Here is an 18289-nt window from a genome sequence, read left to right as displayed (position 1 = left end):
CGCCGGCGTGTCTCCTCCGCCACTCGGCTCCGCCTCGCCGGCGTGTCAGCGCAGGCGCCAGAGGCGCCGGGCCACCTGGCCGACCACGAGGCCGACGGCCACCCCGCCGAGCACGTCGCTGGCGTGGTGGATCTTCACGTGGACGCGGCTGGAGGCGACCAGACCGGCCAGCCCGAACCAGCCCACGGTGGCGGCCCGGCCCCGGCCGTCGGCCAGGAGCGTCGCCGCGCAGAACGCGGCGCTGGCGTGACCGCTGGGGAAGCTGGTGGTCAGCGGGATGCGCAGGTGGTGGGGGCGCTCGAAGTCGGGGATCGGCCGCTCGCGGCGGAACAGCGACTTGATGCCGGCGTTGACCAGCGTCGACTCGGCGGCCAGGGCGGCGGAGACCCGCACGGCGGCGGTGAGGTCCGCATCCGAGCGGAGCCCCCGGGCGGCGGCCAGCAGGTGCCAGAGGAGGCTGAAGTCGGCCAGCTCGGTGACCGAGTACATGACCCGGTCGACCGGTGCCCGGCCCCGCAGGTGCCGGTCGAACCGGGCGTCGACGGCCTCGTCGAAGCCCGCCAGGTGGGAGGTGAGGGATCGCGACCACGGTGGGGGCGGGCCCGACGTGGCCTCGTCGACGACCTCGATGACGGTGTCGACCGGCGTGTGCTCGTCGTCCGCGCCGGGGGCGTCGTCAGGGGCGGTCTCGGCGGCGGACATGGGATCGGATGCTACGGGGCTGCCGGCCCGGCACCCGAGCCGACGAGGCGGGGCACGAGGTCGACCACGTTCCCGGGCTCGACGCCGGCCGTCGCCGGGTCCGGGGCGGGCGCCTCGGGACGGGGGGCGACGCCGGCGTCGATGGCGGCCCGGGCCGGGTCGCCACCGAAGGACGGGCACCACGTCTGGAACGAGCACCAGCCGCACAGCGGCCCCGGCTTGGGTCGGAAGTCGTCGCGGTCGCAGGCCCGGGTGATGGCGTCCCACATGGCACCGACCCGGGTGCGCAGGCCTCGGGTGGACTGGTCGGTGGGGATGGCGGTGATCGTGACCGGCTCGCTCAGGTGGAGCAGCTGGACCCGAGCCGGCCGCTTGCCGAACAGCTCCTCGCACAGCAGCGAGTAGAAGTGGATGCCGCCCAGCTTCGCCTGCTCGTACCGGTCCGACGGGGCCTTGCCGGTCTTGTAGTCGGTGACGACCAGCTCACCGTCGGCGTCCAGCTCGAGGCGGTCGATGATGCCGACCAGCTGCAGGTCGCCGACGGGGGCCTGCAGCCGCAGCTCGAGGCCGATGGGGCGGATCTGCCGGGGGTCCTCGAGCAGGAAGTAGTTGCGCACCAGGCGCTCGGCGTCGGCCCGCAGGGCGGCGTGGCCGTCGGCGTCGAGGTCGAGATCGGCCAGGTCGCGCCCGGGCTCGGAGAGGTGGGCGACGGCGGCGTCGAGGCAGGCGAGGCCGGCCTCGACGGTGCGATCGGCGGGGTCGACGGCGAAGAGCCGCTCGAGGGCGGCGTGGACGAGGGTGCCCTTGGCCATGGCGGGCGTGGTCGGCTCCGGGATGCGGTCGATGGCCGAGAAGCGGAAGGCCAGGGCGCAGTCGCGGAAGGAGGTCACCTTCGAGGGCGACAACGTGACCGGGACGGGCAGCGACATGCCTCCGACCCTACGCCGGGGGTACGACAGTGGCGGTGGACGCTCCCGCCGGAGGCGCCCCCTCGACCGTCGCCCTCAGGGTGGTGGTGGGGTCGGGCTGGAGGACAGTGACGGTGGACGCTCCCGCCGGAGGCGCCCGCTCGACCGTCGCCCTCAGGGTGGTGGTGGGGTCGGGCTGGAGGACAGTGGCGGTGGACGCTCCCGCGGGGACGCGCCCGTCGCCTCAGTGGCTGGTGGAGATGGCGCCGTCGCGGGGCATCGACGCCAGGCCGTCGAGGGCGCCCCCCTCGACCGCGGCCCGGAGGCGGCGCAGGAGGTCGGGGTCCAATGCCTCGGGCCCGTCGGCGACCGCCCGCAGCAGCTGCGGGGCGGCGATGCGGGTGGCGGGCGGGCACGGGTCGGCCCGGTCGGTCACCAGCAGGGCGTGGACGAACGGCGTCCACGGCACCTCCTCGGCCAGGGCCGAGCGGACCACCGAGGCCAGGCGGGCGGTGGCCCGCGGCGCCTCGGGCGACCCGTCGTCGAGGGCCACGACCTGGGCTCCGGTGGGGCCCAGCACCAGGTGGGCGGGGCCGAGGGGGCGGACCGTGAAGGCGTCCGGCAGCTCGGAGAGGGCGCGGGCCAGGTCCTCGGGTCCGTGTCGTCGGGGCCAGGCCATGGTCCCCTCCATCGGATGGGCCAAACGGATCATGAGCGTTTGCACCGGCCCTGGTCACAGAGGTCGGCCGCTACCGTGAGGGGATCGACCCGACGTCAGAGCCCGCCGCCCCCGATGCCCACGCCGTCGGTGCGGTGGTCGACCGCTTCTACGCCGCCTTCGAGGCCCGCGACCTCGACGCCATGTCGGACATCTGGGCCCACGGCGACGACGCCTCCTGCACCCACCCGGGGTGGGCGACCCTCCACGGGTGGGGCGCCATCGCCGCCTCGTGGTTCGGGATCTTCGACCAGTCCGACCCCATGCAGGTCTTCACCACCGACGTGCGGGTGCGGGTCGACGGCGACACCGCCTGGGTCACGCTCGACGAGAACCTCCTCGGCGCCGGCAGCGACCCCGCCGGCACCACCGTCGCGGCGCTGAAGGTCCTGCGGCGGATCGACGGCGACTGGAAGGTCACGGCCCACCACGGGTCGGTCGTGGTGGGCCACCCTGATGAGTGATCTCGTCACTCGTCCGCTGACGCTCACGCCGTTCCTCGAGCTGACGGGCCCTCGCTCCGCTCGGGGCTGAACACCTTCCCGGAGCCGGACGCCTCGTGCCTCGGCGCCACGGCTCCTCTGCGGGTGGAGACCCCCGCACCCCCCCCCGGCGGCTGCGGCGGGCCTCGCGGGGATCGGGTCGGGGTTGGCCTCAGACGTCGTCTGCGTCGTTCCTAGTCCTCGGGGTGGTCGGTCGTCTTGGCGTCGGACTCGTTGGCGGCCCAGGTGAAGACGCCCTTGGCCATGAGGGCGTGCTCGGCGGCGGCGCGGGTGCGGAACACCTCGGCCCGGACCCGGTGGAGGGCGGGGTCGTCGGGGGCGGCCTGGGTCGCCAGCTCGGCCAGGTGGCCGGCGAGCCGCAGCGAGGCGTCGTCGCCCGCCGCAGCCAGCCGGCTCGCCCGGTCGGCCAGGGCGCCCGGCCCGCCGGCGAGGGCGGCCAGCTCGGCGGCGAGGGCGCCGGCCGGGGCCGGCTTGAGGTGCGACGGGTCGCCGTCGTACCAGCCGCCGTAGAGGCGCCACACCCCCCGGACCACGAACTCGGGGTCGTCGTAGATGGGGCGCAGGTACGGCTTGGCCAGCAGGTCCGCGGGGGCGCGGACCTCGTGGACGATGTCGTCGAGGCGGGCGCCCTCGTTCATCAGCTCCAGGGTGCGGTCGTGCAGGACCTCGAGCACCGTGGCCGTGTCCTCCAGGACGGCGCGCACCCGGTCCTCGCCCCGCACCGGCAGGCCGTGGCCGGGGAGCAGGAGCTCGGGCGCGTGGGCGGCCATGGCCCGCAGGGCGACGGCCCACTCCCGGGCGTAGCGCTGCACCTTCTGGGGGTTGCCGGCGTTGGGGGTGCACCAGATGATCAGGTCGCCGGTGCACACCGTCCGCTGCTCGGGCACCCACACCCAGGTGGCGTCGTCGGTCTCGCCCCGGGCGTGGTGGAGCTCGAGCCCCAGGCCGCCGACCTCGAGGTCGAGGCGGTCGCGGTAGGTGACGTCGGGCCGGCGGTACTCGGTCGGCCAGGTCAGCCCGGGGGCCTGGAACTGCCGCTGGTTGATCACCGCGTTGTAGCCGGCGCAGGCGCAGTACCGGTCGAAGCGGGCCTCGATGTCCTCGTGGGCGACGACGCGGACCGCGGGTCCCCCGGCGGCCGCGGCCTCCTCCTCGAAGGGCCCGGTGCCGAAGACGTGGTCGATGTGGCCGTGGGTGTACACCGCGGTGTGGAGCGGGGCCCGGTCCCACCCCCGCACGAGCCCGTGGATCATCGGGGCCACGAACGGGCTGCCCGTGTCGACGAGCACCAGGCCGTCGTCGGCGCGCAGGGCCGAGACGTTGGCGAACGACTGGATGAAGGCGGTGCCGTCGCCGACCTCCTGGAGCTCGTTCGGTGGGGAGAACGGATGGTGGTCCTCGATGGCGGCCTCGCCGGCGATGATGCGGTCGGACAGGTCCAGCAGGTCGGTCACAGCGCTCCTCACGGTGTCGGGCCGCCGGTGAACCTAGGGGTCCCCGCCGGTGTCCGCCGGGCGGCCCGGAGACGTCGCCGTCGTGGTCGCCCCGACCGACGCCTCCCCTAGTGTTCGCCCCATGCAGGTGGACGGGTGATCGGCTCCGGCGCGGACCAGGGCGCCGTCGACGCGGTCGCCGCGCCGCCGGTCGACGGGCGCACGGCCCGGGCCCACCGCACCCGGGACGCCATCGTCGACGCCTGCGTGGCCCTGGTCGACGCCGGCGACTACCGGCCGACGGCGCCCCGCATCGCCGAGGAGGCCGGGGTCTCGGTCCGCTCGGTGTTCCAGCACTTCGACGACCTGGAGACGCTGTTCGGCCTGGTCGCCGAGCGGGCGATCAGCAGCCTGGCCGGGCTGGTCCAACCCATCGACCCGGAGCTGCCCTTCCCCGAGCGGGTGGACCTGTTCGTCCACCAGCGGGCCCAGCTGCTCGAGGCGGTCACGCCGATCCGGCGGGCCGCCGCCGTCCACGCCCCGTTCTCACCCGGCATCCAGGCCCGCGTCGCCGCCGGCCACCAGTTCCTGCGCACCGAGGTCGAAGCCGTCTTCGGCCGGGAGCTGGACGCCCACCCGCGCGACCGCGCCGTCGTGCTCTCGATGCTCGACGTGTCCGCCAGCTGGACCTCGTGGGAGCAGCTCCGGACCCTCGACGGGCGCGACGTCGACGGGGCCCGGGAGGTCCTGACCGCCCTGCTGCACGCAATCCTCGGCCCCCGGTGAGCTCGCAGATGCCACGCCTCCGGGGCCTGCGGGCCGCCGCCGCGTGGGCCGTCGAGGGGGTCGTCACCGCGCCCGCGGGGCTGCGCACGCTCGTGCCCGGCGCCCCCGTCCCCGCCGCCCTGCGCGAGGACGTGCTGGTCGCCACCGCCCACGCCCAGGGTGCGACCGGCGTGGCGTGGGTGCACTCCGAGTGGCGGGCCTACGCCGGCACCACCCCGGACGGCGACGTGCGCCTGGCCCTCGCCGCCCACGCCGAGCGCTGCGCCCGCGCCGGGCACCCCGTGGAGCCCGACGAGCTGGCCGAGGTCCTGCCCGAGCGGGCCGTGCGGGGCGTGCGGGCCGTCGTCGCCCGGGGCCGGGTGGAGTCCGAGGTCGAGGCCCGGACCCGACGGGTCCTGGGGGCGGTGCGGGACCGACGCCCGACCGCCGACCTGGTGGTCGACCTCCCGCTCGCCGCCGTGGGGCTGGCCACCGCCGCCCCGGCCCTGGCGACGGGGATCGCCCTCGGCGCCCTGGCCCGCCTGGCACCACCGGTGCCCGAGGTGGCGGGGGCCGACGACCCGGAGGTCGGGCTGCTCGGCGCCCTCGCCGCCGAGGCCGTCCCCGTCCTGCTGGGCAACGCCGTCGTCCGGGCCGTGGTGCTGGGCTCGCCGGTCGTCGTGGCCGTCGGCCTCCGCTCGGGCGGGCAGGGTGCCACCGTCCGGGTCGGGCGGGGACGGGCCGAGGTGGTCGACGGCGTGGCCCCCGACGCCCTGGTGGTGCTGCAGGGCGACGTCGAGCCGCTCGTCCGCCTCGCCACCGGCATCGTCCTCCGCGAGGCCCACGAGGTCGTCGCCCGTCGGTAGGGGTCAGGGCGCGCCGTCGCGGCGGGGGTCACCGGCGGCGCCGACGCCGGGGACGACGAGGTGGGCCCCGCCGAAGTAGACGCTCGGGCCGGGCCAGGCGTTGACCGGACCCCGGGCGGCGAGGGCCTCGAGGGCGGCGCCCGGGAGCCCGGGCTCGACCTCGGTGTGGTCGCCGTCCCAGTGGGCCCGGGGCGCGTCGACCGCGGATCGCGGGTCGAGCCCGTGGACGAGGACGTTGACGAGGACCTGGGCGATCGTCGAGCGGATCCGCTTCGACCCGCCGCTGCCCACCACCACCTCGGTCCGGCCGTCGGCGCCCACGACGATCGTCGGCGACATCATCGACGCCACCCGGACGCCGGGCGGGGCGGCGTGGAACCCGTCGGGGTGCAGGTCCTCCTCGCCGAGGATGTTGTTGGCGAGGATCCCGGTGCCGGGCAGGACGTCCCCCGAGCACTCGCCGCTCGAGGTCGTCATCGCCGCCGCCCCGCCGGCCCCGTCCCACACGCTGATGTGGGTCGTGCCCCGGGCCGACGCCGGCCGCCCGGCGGCGGCGAGGATGGCGACGCGCCGGGCGTCGACGTCGGCTGACGCACCGACCAGGGCATCGACCCAGGCCGGGTCCCCGGGGCCGGCGGTCTCCGCGTCGACCCGGCCCAGGGCCGCCGCCACCAACGTGCCGCCGAACGACGGGGCCGGGTTGGTCAGGATCCGCCGGCCCCGCCAGGCGAGGGCGAGCGGGGGGCGCTCGACCACCCGGTACGCGGCCACGTCCTCGGCGGTGACGAGCCCGTCGGTGGCGGTGGTGGCGAGGAGGGCGTCACCGACGGGCCCCGACGCGAACGCCACGTCGTCGCCGGCGCCGAGGGCGGCCAGCACCGCCGCCAGGTCGGGGTTCGTCAGCACGTCGCCGGCGCCGAGGAGGCGGCCGCCGGGGGCGAACAGGGCCCGGCCCGCCGGCGTCCGCAGCAGGATCGGTTCGAGGAGGGCGACGATCCCCGCCTGGCGCGGCGCCAGGGCCACCCCCCGGGCGGCCAGGCGGGCGGCGGGGGCGACCACGTCGGCCAGCGGCAGGCGCCCGAACCGGTCGTGGAGGTGGCGGTACCCGGGCAGGCAGCCGGGGACGGCGATGGACCCCGGACCGCAGTGGAAGGTCTGGCGGGCCGCCTCGAACCGGACCTCGACCTCGGTGAAGTGCGGCGCCGGCGGGTCGACGAGGCTGCGGCCGGGCGTGTCGACGAAGAAGTCGACGAGGACCTCCTCGCCCTCGGCCGTCCGCACGAGGGCGAACCCTCCGCCTGCCAGGCTGGTGAGGCAGGGCTCGGCCACCGCCGCGGTCAGCCCGCCGGCGACCACGGCGTCCACCGCGCTCCCCCCGGCGGCGAGCACCTCGTGGGCGGCGGCGACGACGGCGGGGTGCCCGGCGGCCACGAGGGGCCGATCGTGGGGGCGGTCAGGCACGGCCGCTTCCTACCACCGAGCGGTCGCCCCGCAGGAGAGGGGGTGCTAGGAGGGGGCCGGGCGGCGGCGGCCGGGGACGGCGGCGCTGACGGCCAGGAGCAGGGCGCTGGCCACCACGCCGTAGGGGCCGAGGCCCAGGTCCCCCACGTCGTCCTCGGTGGACAGGACGCCGACGGCGCCGACCGCCCACACGAACCCCACCAGGAGCCCCACGCCGGCGACCAGGTGGCCGGTGGCGTGCCTGAGGAGGAGGCCGATCACGCCCAGGGCGGCGGCCACGCCCATGACCGCGGTGGCGAGCACGGCGGCAGCGGCCAACCGGTCCTCGGCGGCCGACGGGTCGACCGCGACCTCCTGGCCCTCGGCCGGGGTGGTCTCGCCCTGGCCCACGTCCGGGGTCGTGACCGGTGCGCCGGTCGCCGGGTCGATGATCGTGTCGCCGGTGGGGGTGGTGACAGGTGAGCCCGCCGGGGCGGGGACCGGGTCCTCCGTCCCGGCCGCGCCGCTCGCGCCGTCGTCGAGGTCCATGGCCAGGAACCCCGTCACCGACAGGGCGGCCAGGCCCCCGAGGACGGCGACGGTCGCCAGCACCCGCGCCGCCGCCAGCCCGAGGGACCGCCCCACGGCGATGATCCCCCCGACGGCCACGACGAAGATCGCGCCCGAGACGATGAACCCGTTGGCGATGGCGCCGATGTCGGGACCGGCCCGGGTCACCGCCTCGCGCAGGTCGAGGTACGACGCATCGTCGACACCGGCGCCGCCCGACAGCCAGGGCAGCCCCAGGAGCGCGACCAGACCGAGGCCGATGCCGACGAGCGAGCCGATGAGCCCCAGGACGCTCAGCCGGGCCTGGGCGGCAGCTCGGTCGGCCGTCGGCTCACCCGGGCCGGCTCCGGGCGCCAGGCCGTCGGGGCGCGGGTTGCGGCCGGTGGCGTCGGCGAGGGCGGCGGCGGCGGCGACGTCCTCGGGACCCATGCGCTGGGTCCGGGGAGCGTCGGCGTGGGCGGCCGGAGGGAGGTCGGCGGTGGTCGGCTCGTCGGGGGCGACGGGCGGCGACGCCACGGGAGGGGGAGCGGTGGCCGGCGCGGCGGTGGGTGGCGCCGCCGGAAGCGCGACGGTGACGTCGGAGGTGGCCTCGGCGGGTGGCGTCGCGCCCCGGGGTCGGCGCGGGGGCGGCGGGCCGATGACGATGGCCGGCGATGACGTCGGCTCGTCCGGTCCCGCCGGCGGGCCGGGCGCGGCATCAGCCCCCAGCGGGTCGACGGTGGCGGTGCCCTCGGCGTCGGCGACGTGCTCGGTCCACCGGGAGCCGTCGTGGTAGCGGCGATCGGCCCGGCCGTGGGGATCCGGGTGCCATCCGGCGTCGCTCATGCGGTGCGCCTCCTCGGGTGGGACGGGGGTCGCGGCCCGGGGCGGCCGCCGACCAGCGGCGCGCGCCCGTGTCCCCGAGCATCCTGCCATCGGGCGCCCGGGCCGACGCGTCGCGACGGCGGACACCCGTCGTCGGCTCGCGGCCTGGGCGCGCTCCCCCTCCCGCTGCGGGTGATCCGGTGCGCCGGGAGGGGCGCGGCCGCAGCCGGCGCCCGCCCCCGGTCCGGGACCCGCGCCACCCCGGCGAGGATGGCGCGGGCCGGGCGGCTCAGCCCTGGAGGGCCTTGAGGGTCTGCTGGAGCTCCTCGGTGAGGTTGGCGGGGACGATGTAGCCGTCCTCGTCGCGGATCTCGTCGAAGTGGTCCCGGATGTCCTCGACGGTGAGGCTCTCGGTGTCGGTCCAGCCCGGGGTGACGCCGGTGAAGACCCGGGCCACGTGGCCGCCGCCGCAGCTGTACACCTCGCCCGTCACGGGGCAGTCCTCGTGGGCCAGCCAGGCCACGACGGGGGTGATGAACTCGGGGCCGAGCTTGTCGACCAGCGGGCCGAGGAGGTCCTCGGTCATGCGCGACTTGGCGACGGGGGCGATGGCGTTGGCCTTGATGTTGTTCTTGGCGCCCTCGACGGCGAGCACACGGGTGAACCCGACCAGGCCGGCCTTGGCCGCGCCGTAGTTGGTCTGGCCGAAGTTGCCGAAGAGGCCGGCGGCCGACGAGGTGTTCACGATGCGGCCGTAGTTGTTCTCGCGCATCGAGGCCCAGGCGGCCTGGGTGACGTAGAACGCACCCTTGACGTGGACGTCGAGGACCGGCTCGAGCTTCTCGGCGTCCATGTTCTTGAACGCCGCGTCACGCAGGATGCCGGCGTTGTTGATCACGATGTCGACGCGCTCGTAGGCGTCGAGGGCGGTCTGGACGATGGCCTGGCCGCCCTCCGGGGTGGCCACGCTGTCGTAGCTCGCCACGGCCTCGCCGCCGGCGGCCTTGATCTCGTCGACGACCTGCTGGGCGGCGGTGTGCGACCCGCCCTGACCGTCGACGGACCCGCCCAGGTCGTTGACGACGACGAGGGCGCCCCGCTTCGCCAGCTCGAGGGCGTGGGAGCGGCCCAGGCCGCCTCCGGCGCCGGTGATGATCGCGACCTTGCCGTCGTAGCCGAGATCGGCCATGGCTCTCTCCTCGTTGGGGTGCGTGCGGGGATCGAACCTACCGACGCCCTGCGGTCGGAGCGAAAGCCGGGTCGAGGCCGGGGTCGACGCCGGTCAGGGCCACGCTGAGGTCCCACAGGGCCTGGGCGCACGACGGGTCGCGGGCGGCGGGCGAGCAGCCCACGATCACGGCCGGGCCCCGGGCCTCGCCCGGGCCGCCGGGACCCAGGTAGGCCCCGCCCGGCACGTCGGGATCGGTGGCCGCCCGCAGCTGGGGCTCGGCGCCCCGGCGGGCGCTCTGGTGGGTGGGCCGGGCCAGGACGACGCCGATCGACTGGAGCCAGGCCAGCGGCCCGCCGCCGGACCGGCCCAGCCGGGTGCGGGCCAGCCCGGGGTGGGCGGCCAGCGACACCACCGGGGAGGCGGTGGCGCGGAGACGCCGGTCGAGCTCGAAGGCGAAGAGGAGGTTGGCCAGCTTGCTGGCGCCGTAGGCCGGCCAGCGCAGGTACCGGCGCCGCTCGTAGGTCAGGTCGGCGAGGTCGATCGTCCCCCACGTGTGGGCCAGGCTGGCCACGGTGACGACCCGGGCGGCGGGGGCGACGTGGAGCAGGGGGAGGAGGCGCCCGGTCAGGGCGAACGGGCCGAGGTGGTTGGTGCCGATCTGGAGCTCGAAGCCGTCCTCGGTGCGGCCGCGGGGCGGGGCCATGACCCCGGCGTTGTTGACGACGACGTCGAGGCGGCGGTGGTCGCGGCCCACGTCAGCGGCGAAGGTGGCCACGCTCGCCAGCGACGCCAGGTCCAGCGCCCGCAGCTCGATCGAGCCGGCGGGGACGTCGGCACGCAGCCGCTCGAGGGCCCGCTCCCCGCGCCGCTCGTCGCGCGCAGTGGCGATCACGTGGGCGCCGTGGCGGGCCAGCTCGCGGGCGGTGACGGTGCCCAGCCCGCTGGTGGCGCCGGTGACGACGGCGACCCGTCCCGTCAGGTCGCCGATGTCGTCCGGTCGCCAGGGCACGACCGGGGGTTCGGGGCTACCGGCTCCGGAGCTTGGCCAGCAGCCGCAGCAGCTCCAGGTAGAGCCAGACCAGGGTGACGACGAGCCCCAGGGCGGCGAACCACTCGAGCTGGCGGGGGGCGCCGGCCCGCTCGGCCCGGTCGATGAAGTCGAAGTCGAGCGTGAGGTTGAGGGCGGCGATGACCACGACCACCAGGCTGAAGCCGATGCCGACGGGCCCGGTGCCGTGGATGAACGGCATGTCGCCACCGAACAGCCTCATGACGAAGGTGGCCAGGTAGATCAGCAGGATGCCGCCGGTGGCGGCGATGATCCCGAGCCGGAACCGGGGCGTGACCCGGATGCGGCCGGTGGCGTAGAGCACCAGCATCATCACGAAGATGCCGAGGGTGAGGCCGACGGCCTGCAGCACGATCCCCTCGAAGCGGACCTCGTAGGCCTTGGAGATGGCGCCAATGAGGAGGCCTTCGGCCACGGCGTAGAGCGGTGCGGTGACCCGCGCCCACGCCGGCTTGAAGTAGGTGGCGATGACGAGGGCGAGCCCGACGAAGAGGGCGGCGAAGATCCACGGCGGGATGCTGACCGAGGTCTGCTCGACGACCTGGCCCTGGTCGTTCAGGCCGACGGTCGTCTCGGTGGTGACAAGGTTCCAGCCCACGACCCCGACGACGGCGATGATCGCCAGCAGGACGGCGGTGGCCGAGGCCACGCCCTGGCGCCCGAGGGTGGTGCCCACCCCGGGTCGCGGCGGGGGAGGCGGCCAGGGCGACCCGGGCACGTTGTCGGGGGCGGGCGGCACGGGGGCCCCCGGCTGACCCGGCCACGCCGTGGGCGGTCCGGCGGCGGGGCCGAACTTGTCCGGGTTCAGCAACGGGTTGCTCATGTGACCCATCATGCCGCGATCTCGACCGGGTGCCCCAGCGCGAAGCCCGGTCCCGTCGCCGCGGCCGGCTGCCGACCCACGGCGCCCGGACGGTACGCTCCGCCTCCGTCCGCGACCCCCTCGGGAGCCAGAGCCTGATGCCCACGAACGGTTGGAACTTCGCTGAGGTCTGGGAGGTCATCGCCGAGCAGATCCCTGAGGCGCAGGCCCAGGTCCAGGGGGAGCGGCGGTACACCTGGAAGCAGTTCGACGAGCGCGCCAACGGCGTGGCCCACGCCCTCCTGGCCTCGGGTGTGTCCGAGCAGGACAAGGTGGCCCAGTACCTCTACAACGGCCCCGAGTACCTGGAGTCGGTGTACGCGTCGTGGAAGGCCGGGCTGGCCCCGCTCAACACGAACTACCGCTACGCCGACGACGAGCTCGTCTACCTCTGGGACAACGCCGACGCCGTCGCCGTGGTGTTCCACGGGGCGTTCGTCGACACCATCGAGCGGATCCGCGACCGGGTCCCCCGGGTGCGGCTGTGGCTGTGGGTCGACGACGGGTCCGGCCCGTGCCCCGACTGGGCCGCGCCCTACGAGGAGGCGGCGACCAGCAACCCCGAGCGGGCCATGGGCCCGTGGGGGCGCAGCGGCGACCACCTCTACATGCTCTACACCGGCGGCACCACCGGGATGCCCAAGGGCGTCATGTGGCGCCAGGACGACCTGTTCCGCAACCTCATCGGGTCGGCCATCGACGCCACCGTGCGGGAGGGCGAGCCCGACCTCGAGAGCGTGCGGGCCCGCGTCACCAAGCCGGGGATGGTGGGCCTGCCCGCCTGCCCCCTGATGCACGGCACCGGGTGCTTCACCCAGCTCATCACCCTCTCGGGCGGCGGCAGCTGCGTGACCCTCGAGTCCCGCACCCTCGACGTGGCCGAGCTGCTCGACACCATCGACCGCGAGGCGGTGAACCTCATCGCCATCGTCGGTGACGCCTTCGCCAAGCCCATCAACCGGGCCCTCGCCGCCAGCCCCGACCGCTGGTCGCTGGCCTCGCTCCTGGCCATCACCTCCTCGGGCGTCATGTTCTCCGAGCCGGTGAAGCAGGAGCTGCTGACCCACGCCAAGAGCGCCATGATCATCGACGCCTTCAGCTCGTCGGAGGCGGTGGGCATGGGCCAGTCGATCAGCTCGGCCGGTGCCGAGGTCCAGACGGCGAAGTTCACCGTGGGCGAGAACACCCGGGTGATCGGCGAGGACGGCACCGATGTCGTTCCCGGCTCGGGTGAGATCGGCCGGGTGGCCGTGGGCGGGTTCCAGCCCATCGGCTACTACAAGGACGAGACCAAGTCGGCGGCGACGTTCCTGGTCCTCGACGGCAAGCGCTACTCGGTGCCCGGCGACTTCGCCCAGGTCGAGGCGGACGGGTCGATCACCCTCCTCGGCCGCGGCTCGGTGTGCATCAACACCGGGGGCGAGAAGGTCTTCCCCGAGGAGGTCGAGGAGGTCCTCAAGCTCCACCCGGCCATCGCCGACGCCGTGGCGGTGGGCCTGCCCGACGAGAAGTTCGGCGAGTCGATCACCGGCGTGGTCGAGCTCGTCCCCGACGCCGAGCTCGACGAGGCCGACGTCATCGCCCACGTCAAGGGCAAGCTGGCGAGCTACAAGGCCCCCAAGCGGGTGCTGCCGATCGAGACCATCGGTCGGGCGCCCAACGGCAAGGTCGACTACAAGCGGCTCAAGGCCTGGGCCGCCGACACCGTCACCGCCGGCTGAGGCGGCCGGAGCGCGTGGACTTCGACCTCCCCGGTGAGGACGACGAGCGGCGCCAGGCGGTGCGACGGTGGCTGGCGGACCACCCCACCCCGTCGGGGCGGGAGCTGGCCGACGCCGGCTACGTGGCCCCGCACTGGCCCCGGCCCTACGGCCTCGACGCCGACCCGATCCACCAGATCATCATCGACGAGGAGCTGCGCCGGGCGGGGGTGCGCCGGCCGGCGAACATGATCGGCATCGGCTGGGGCGGGCCCACCCTGCTCCACGCCGGCACCGAGGAGCAGAAGGCGCGGTGGCTGCCCCGGCTGCTCTCGGGCGAGGAGATCTGGTGCCAGCTCTTCAGCGAGCCCGGCGCCGGCAGCGACCTGGCCGGGCTGTCGACCCGGGCCACCCGGGACGGCGACGAGTGGGTGATCGAGGGCCAGAAGGTCTGGACCTCGATGGCCCACCTGTCCCGCTGGGGCATCCTGATCGCCCGCACCAACCCCGACGCCCCCAAGCAGAAGGGCATCTCCTACTTCGTCTGCGACATGGAGGCGCCCGGGATCGAGATCCGCCCGCTGATCGAGATGACGGGCGGGCACACCTTCAACGAGGTCTTCCTCGACGAGGTCCGGCTGCCGGCCGACCACCTGGTGGGCGAGGTCGACCAAGGCTGGGGCCTGGCCAAGGTGACGCTGGGGAACGAGCGGGTGTCGCTGTCGTCGGGCGGCGCCCTGTGGGGCATGGGGCCGCAGGCGTCGGACCTCCTCGACGTCGTGCGGGGGGCCGGGGGCACGACCGACCCGCACCTGCGCCAGCGCCTGGCCCGGCTCCACATCGAGTCCGAGATCCTGCGGCTGATCCGCCTGCGCACCGTCACCGCCGCCATCAAGGGCGAGCAGCCCGGACCGGAGGCGTCGATCCGCAAGGTGCTGGCCGACGAGCACGGCCAGGCCGTCATGGCCGTGGCCAAGGACCTCGCCGGCGCCGACGGCATGCTCCCCACCGGGGGGCCGTGCGGCGTGGCCGACCCGACCTGGGCCTTCGGCTACCTCTTCGCCCCGGCGCTCACGATCGGCGGTGGCACCGGCGAGGTCCAGCGCTCGATCCTCGGCGAGAAGATCCTCGGCCTCCCCCCGGAGCCCGCGATCGGCTGACCGCCGACCGGTGGCCAGCACCAGTCGGCGGTCGGTGGTGTGGCCGCCGGCACCGTTCTGACACCGCTACCGGACACCGATGTCGCCTGGCGCGAACAGAACCGAGGATGGCGACGGAGGTCGCTCCGACGAGCGTGACCGCACCAGCCGGCGTCGTGGCCATGCCCATCCGCTCGCGCTCCGGGCACCGTCGGTGCGCTGGGGGTCAGTCGGTCAGGGTGAGGGCGGGGGCCTCGGCCTGCTCGTCGTCGACGACGACGGGCTCGTCGGGCCGGCGCAGGGCTCGGTGGCCCCATGCGGCGGCGCCGAGGCAGGCCAGCCCGCCGACGGCGACACCGGCGCGGGGCCCGAACACGTCGATGATCCAGCCGACCGTCGGCCCGCCGATCGGTGTGCTGCCCAGGAACACCATCGCCTGGAGGGCGAGGACGCGGCCTCGGTACTCGGGGGCGGCCCGCATCTGGACGATCGCCGTCGAGGTCGTCATGAAGGCGATGGACGCGATGCCGAGCAGGATCGCCGCCGGGAAGCTGGCCCACAGCGTCGGCGCCAGGGCGAGCAGCAGCATCGTGGCGCCGAAGCCGGCGGCGGCCACGATGATCTGACGGCCGTCGACCTCGGTCCGGCGCGCCGTCCACAGCGCCCCGGCCATCGAACCCAGGCTGAGGACCGAGAACAGCACCGTGAAGGTGCCCTCGCCGCCGCCCAGCGGCCCGGTCACGAGCAGCGGGATCGTCACCTGGAAGTTGAAGGCGAAGGTCCCGATGGCGGCCATCATCACCAGCGGCACGAACAGGTCCGGCTGCGAGCGGACGTAGCGCAGGCCCTCGCGGACCTGGCCCTTGGCCTTGGCCGTCGGCGTCGACGGGTGGAGCTCCTCGGAGCGCATCAGCAGCAGCCCGTAGATCACCGCGATGTAGCTGAGGCCGTCGACGAGGAAGGCCCAGCCGAACCCGACGGTCACGACCAGGAGGCCGGCGGCGGCAGGGCCGACGATGCGCGACCCGGTCATCACCGTGCTGTTGAGGCTGACGGCGTTGGCGACGATGTCCTTGGGCACCATCTCCACGACGAACGCCCGCCGAGCGGGGTTGTCGAAGGCGGTGATGATGCCCTGGGCGAAGGCGAGGGCGTAGATCACGGCCACGGTGGCGTGGCCGCTGAAGACGACGGCGGCGAACACGAGCGACTGGACCATGGCCAGCGTCTGCATGCGGATGAGCAGGCGGCGCTTGTCGGCCCGGTCGGCGACGCTGCCGGCCCAGGCGCCCAGGACGAGCACGGGGCCGAACTGGAAGGCGGTGAGGAGGCCGATGGCCACCCCGGAGTCGGTCAGCTTCAGGACCAGCAGGGTCTGGGCGACCATGGTGAGCCAGGTCCCCGTCTGGGAGATCAGCTGGCCCGAGAAGAAGAGGCGGAAGTTGCGGACGTGGAGGGATCGGAAGGTGTCGCGGGCGGCGGTGCCCAGCTTCTCTGTCATGCGCGTGCTCGTGTCGGTGTCGTGATCGGGAGGGTCGTGGGGTGGGGTGGTCAGTCCTCGTCGGCCGACAGGGCCTCGAGGAGGGGGAGGACGGCGACCAGCTGGTCGACGGCCTCGGGGTCGAGGGTGGCCAGCCGGGTGGTGAGCCAGGCCTCGCGCTGGCGGCGGATGGCCTCGATGTCGCGGCGGCCGGCGGCGGTGAGGCGGGCCCGGTGGACCCGGCGGTCGTCGGGGTCGGCGACCTTCTCGACCAGACCCTCGGCCACCAGGGTGGCCACCGCCTTGGTGATGGTGGGCGGCGCCACCCGCTCGGCCGCGGCCAGGTCGCCCAGGGTCGTCGGGCCCCGGCGGTCGAGGGTCACCATGATCCCGATCTGGGTCAGGCTGCGGCCCAGGGTCGACTCCTGGCGCATGCGCCGCGAGAGTCGGCCGACGGCGAGCCGCAGGGCGGCGGCGGTGTGGGTGAGCGGCGGGGCCGTCGGCGTGGTCATCAGTTCACCAAACTAACGATCTGGCCCGCGCATTCCCCCCGAGATCGGGGTCGCATCGGTCACTGCGGCGCTCGCCGGGGTGGGCCCACGGTTCGGAGCGCCCGCCGCCCGCCGCGTACATTCATGGCGTGGCCACGAAGGACGACAGCGCCGAGATCCTCCGCAAGGGTGACCGGGTGGTGCTGACCACCGACCTGCGCTCGGTCCCCGCCGGCACCAAGGGCAAGGTCGTCCTGGTCGTCGGGCTGAGCTGGATCCGCTACTGGGTCGCCTTCGACAACGGCGTCGCCGTCGGCTCCGTCAACCGCAAGCACCTCGCCACCCCGGCCGAGTGGCGGCGCCGCCTGGAGCGGGGCGACGAGGCCGAGGAGGCCGCCGACGGCGGCGACGCGGCCGAGGCCGGCGCCGACGACGGCGGGGGCGGGGGCTACACCCATGCCGGCGTGCTCGTGCCCCAGCTCCTCATCGACCGGTCCAAGGCCGCCCGCGAGCGTCTGGGCGCCTAGCGTCGTTCCTTGACCGGCCGGTCAAGGGATGAGAGGGTCAACGGCGGTCCCGCCCCCCGACATCTCGAGGTTCCGATGCAGGTCAGCATGCAGCTCAGCTACGCAGGGGGCTTCAAGGAGTCCGCCCAGCAGGTGTCCGAGCTGGAGAAGGCCGGGCTCGACCTGGCCTGGGTCGCCGAGGCCTACGGCTTCGACGGCGTGAGCCTGATGGGGTACCTGGCGGCCAGCACCGAGACCGTGCAGATCGCCTCCGGCATCCTCCCGATCTACACCCGCACCCCGACGCTGCTGGCCATGACCGCCGCCGGCATCGACGCCCTCTCCGACGGCCGCTGCCACCTCGGCCTCGGCGCCTCCGGCCCCCAGGTCATCGAGGGCTGGCACGGCGTCCCCTACGACAAGCCCCTCGCCCGCACCCGGGAGATCGTCGACATCTGCCGCAAGGTGTGGGCCCGCGAGGACCGCCTCACCGCCGACGGCCCGCTCTACCCGCTGCCCCTGCCCGAGGGCCAGGGCACCGGGCTGGGCAAGCCGCTGAAGATCATCGCCCACCCCGTGCGCCCCCGGATCCCGATCTGGATCGCCTCCCTCGGGCCCAAGAACGTCGAGGTCACCGCCGAGATCGCCGACGGCTGGATGCCGCTGTTCTTCCACCCCGACAAGGCCCAGGAGGTCTGGGGCGAGGACCTGGCCCGCGGGGCCGAGAAGCGGGCCGCCGACCTCGACCCGTTGATGATCAGCGCCGGCGGCATCGTGGCCATCGGCGACGACGTGAAGTCGATCCGCGACTTCGCCCGCCCCATGATCGCCCTCTACGTCGGCGGCATGGGCGCCAAGGGCCGCAACTTCTACAACGACCTCGTCTGCCGGTACGGGTTCGAGAAGGAGGCGGGGGAGATCCAGGACCTGTACCTCGACGGCAAGAAGCAGGAGGCGGCGGCCAAGGTGCCCGACGCCCTGCTCGAGGCGACGACCCTGTGCGGGCCGGCCGGCTACGTGAAGGACAGGATCGCCTCGTTCGCGGTCGCAGGGGTGACGCACCTCAACATCACCCCCGTCCCCACCGGCGACCAGACCCAGAACGACGTGGTGTCCATGGTCAAGGAGTGGTGCCAGGACGTGTAGCGGTTCCCAGACGCGC

General features: G+C 74.8%; 18 protein-coding genes. 7 read left to right on the top strand and 11 right to left on the bottom strand.

What is annotated here, in order from left to right:
* Positions 1–45 precede the first annotated feature (45 nt).
* From HC251_RS16420 to HC251_RS16410, 3 genes are all read right to left on the bottom strand, one after another.
* Positions 46–702, bottom strand: a complete 657-nt coding sequence (locus HC251_RS16420) for a phosphatase PAP2 family protein (RefSeq protein ID WP_219941681.1) — start codon at positions 700–702, stop codon at positions 46–48.
* An 11-nt stretch (positions 703–713) separates the two neighbouring features.
* Positions 714–1631, bottom strand: a complete 918-nt coding sequence (locus HC251_RS16415) for a PD-(D/E)XK nuclease family protein (protein WP_219941680.1) — start codon at positions 1629–1631, stop codon at positions 714–716.
* A gap of 223 nt (positions 1632–1854) precedes the next feature.
* A complete protein-coding gene (locus HC251_RS16410) occupies positions 1855–2289 on the bottom strand; it encodes a hypothetical protein (RefSeq protein WP_219941678.1) in 435 nt (144 codons plus the stop codon).
* A gap of 50 nt (positions 2290–2339) precedes the next feature.
* On the opposite strand from HC251_RS16410, the gene HC251_RS16405 reads away from it, so the two are divergent.
* The gene (locus HC251_RS16405; RefSeq protein ID WP_370651303.1) at positions 2340–2792 is read left to right on the top strand and encodes a nuclear transport factor 2 family protein; all 453 of its coding nucleotides are present in this window, start codon (positions 2340–2342) and stop codon (positions 2790–2792) included.
* 212 nt (positions 2793–3004) lie between these two features.
* Here HC251_RS16405 and HC251_RS16400 read toward each other — a convergent pair whose 3' ends face one another.
* Positions 3005–4285 carry an alkyl sulfatase dimerization domain-containing protein gene (locus HC251_RS16400; protein ID WP_219941675.1) on the bottom strand — a complete coding sequence of 427 codons (1281 nt, stop codon included), beginning with the start codon at positions 4283–4285 and terminating at the stop codon, positions 3005–3007.
* A gap of 135 nt (positions 4286–4420) precedes the next feature.
* Between HC251_RS16400 and HC251_RS16395 the strand changes: the two genes are divergently transcribed.
* Positions 4421–5050: a TetR/AcrR family transcriptional regulator gene (locus tag HC251_RS16395; RefSeq protein WP_219941674.1), complete on the top strand. Its 630-nt coding sequence runs from the start codon at positions 4421–4423 to the stop codon at positions 5048–5050.
* 8 nt (positions 5051–5058) lie between these two features.
* Positions 5059–5895, top strand: a complete 837-nt coding sequence (locus HC251_RS16390) for a hypothetical protein (protein ID WP_219941673.1) — start codon at positions 5059–5061, stop codon at positions 5893–5895.
* Positions 5896–5898: 3 nt separating this feature from the next.
* On the opposite strand, the gene HC251_RS16385 is transcribed toward HC251_RS16390, so the two are convergent.
* The 5 genes from HC251_RS16385 to HC251_RS16365 form a co-directional block, all read right to left on the bottom strand.
* Positions 5899–7356, bottom strand: a complete 1458-nt coding sequence (locus HC251_RS16385) for a gamma-glutamyltransferase (protein ID WP_219941671.1) — start codon at positions 7354–7356, stop codon at positions 5899–5901.
* Positions 7357–7401: 45 nt separating this feature from the next.
* Positions 7402–8730 carry a DUF2510 domain-containing protein gene (locus HC251_RS16380; RefSeq protein WP_219941670.1) on the bottom strand — a complete coding sequence of 443 codons (1329 nt, stop codon included), beginning with the start codon at positions 8728–8730 and terminating at the stop codon, positions 7402–7404.
* Positions 8731–8998: 268 nt separating this feature from the next.
* On the bottom strand, positions 8999–9898 hold the full coding sequence (locus tag HC251_RS16375) for an SDR family oxidoreductase (protein ID WP_219941668.1): 900 nt from the start codon (positions 9896–9898) through the stop codon (positions 8999–9001).
* Between the two features lie 37 nt (positions 9899–9935).
* Positions 9936–10889: an oxidoreductase gene (locus tag HC251_RS16370; protein WP_219941667.1), complete on the bottom strand. Its 954-nt coding sequence runs from the start codon at positions 10887–10889 to the stop codon at positions 9936–9938.
* Positions 10890–10905: 16 nt separating this feature from the next.
* Positions 10906–11772: a Bax inhibitor-1/YccA family protein gene (locus HC251_RS16365; RefSeq protein WP_219941666.1), complete on the bottom strand. Its 867-nt coding sequence runs from the start codon at positions 11770–11772 to the stop codon at positions 10906–10908.
* A gap of 137 nt (positions 11773–11909) precedes the next feature.
* Between HC251_RS16365 and HC251_RS16360 the strand changes: the two genes are divergently transcribed.
* Complete coding sequence (locus HC251_RS16360) at positions 11910–13532, top strand: acyl-CoA synthetase (protein WP_219941664.1); 1623 nt, start codon at positions 11910–11912, stop codon at positions 13530–13532.
* A gap of 14 nt (positions 13533–13546) precedes the next feature.
* Positions 13547–14671, top strand: a complete 1125-nt coding sequence (locus HC251_RS16355) for an acyl-CoA dehydrogenase family protein (protein WP_219941662.1) — start codon at positions 13547–13549, stop codon at positions 14669–14671.
* A 205-nt stretch (positions 14672–14876) separates the two neighbouring features.
* On the opposite strand, the gene HC251_RS16350 is transcribed toward HC251_RS16355, so the two are convergent.
* Both HC251_RS16350 and HC251_RS16345 read right to left on the bottom strand, forming a co-directional pair.
* The gene (locus HC251_RS16350) at positions 14877–16151 is read right to left on the bottom strand and encodes an MFS transporter (RefSeq protein WP_219941661.1); all 1275 of its coding nucleotides are present in this window, start codon (positions 16149–16151) and stop codon (positions 14877–14879) included.
* 50 nt (positions 16152–16201) lie between these two features.
* Complete coding sequence (locus HC251_RS16345; RefSeq protein ID WP_219941660.1) at positions 16202–16642, bottom strand: MarR family winged helix-turn-helix transcriptional regulator; 441 nt, start codon at positions 16640–16642, stop codon at positions 16202–16204.
* A 128-nt stretch (positions 16643–16770) separates the two neighbouring features.
* Here HC251_RS16345 and HC251_RS16340 point away from each other — a divergent pair, with 128 nt between their 5' ends.
* Both HC251_RS16340 and HC251_RS16335 read left to right on the top strand, forming a co-directional pair.
* The gene (locus HC251_RS16340; protein ID WP_219941659.1) at positions 16771–17148 is read left to right on the top strand and encodes a hypothetical protein; all 378 of its coding nucleotides are present in this window, start codon (positions 16771–16773) and stop codon (positions 17146–17148) included.
* A gap of 75 nt (positions 17149–17223) precedes the next feature.
* Entirely contained in the window at positions 17224–18273 is a 1050-nt protein-coding gene (locus HC251_RS16335) for an LLM class F420-dependent oxidoreductase (protein ID WP_219941658.1), read from the top strand.
* Positions 18274–18289 lie beyond the last annotated feature (16 nt).

The sequence above is a fragment of the Iamia sp. SCSIO 61187 genome, assembly GCF_019443745.1.
GTDB lineage: Bacteria > Actinomycetota > Acidimicrobiia > Acidimicrobiales > Iamiaceae > Iamia.
The sequence above is the reverse complement of the archived record's forward strand: the minus strand, read 5'-3'. Positions and strand labels throughout refer to the sequence as shown.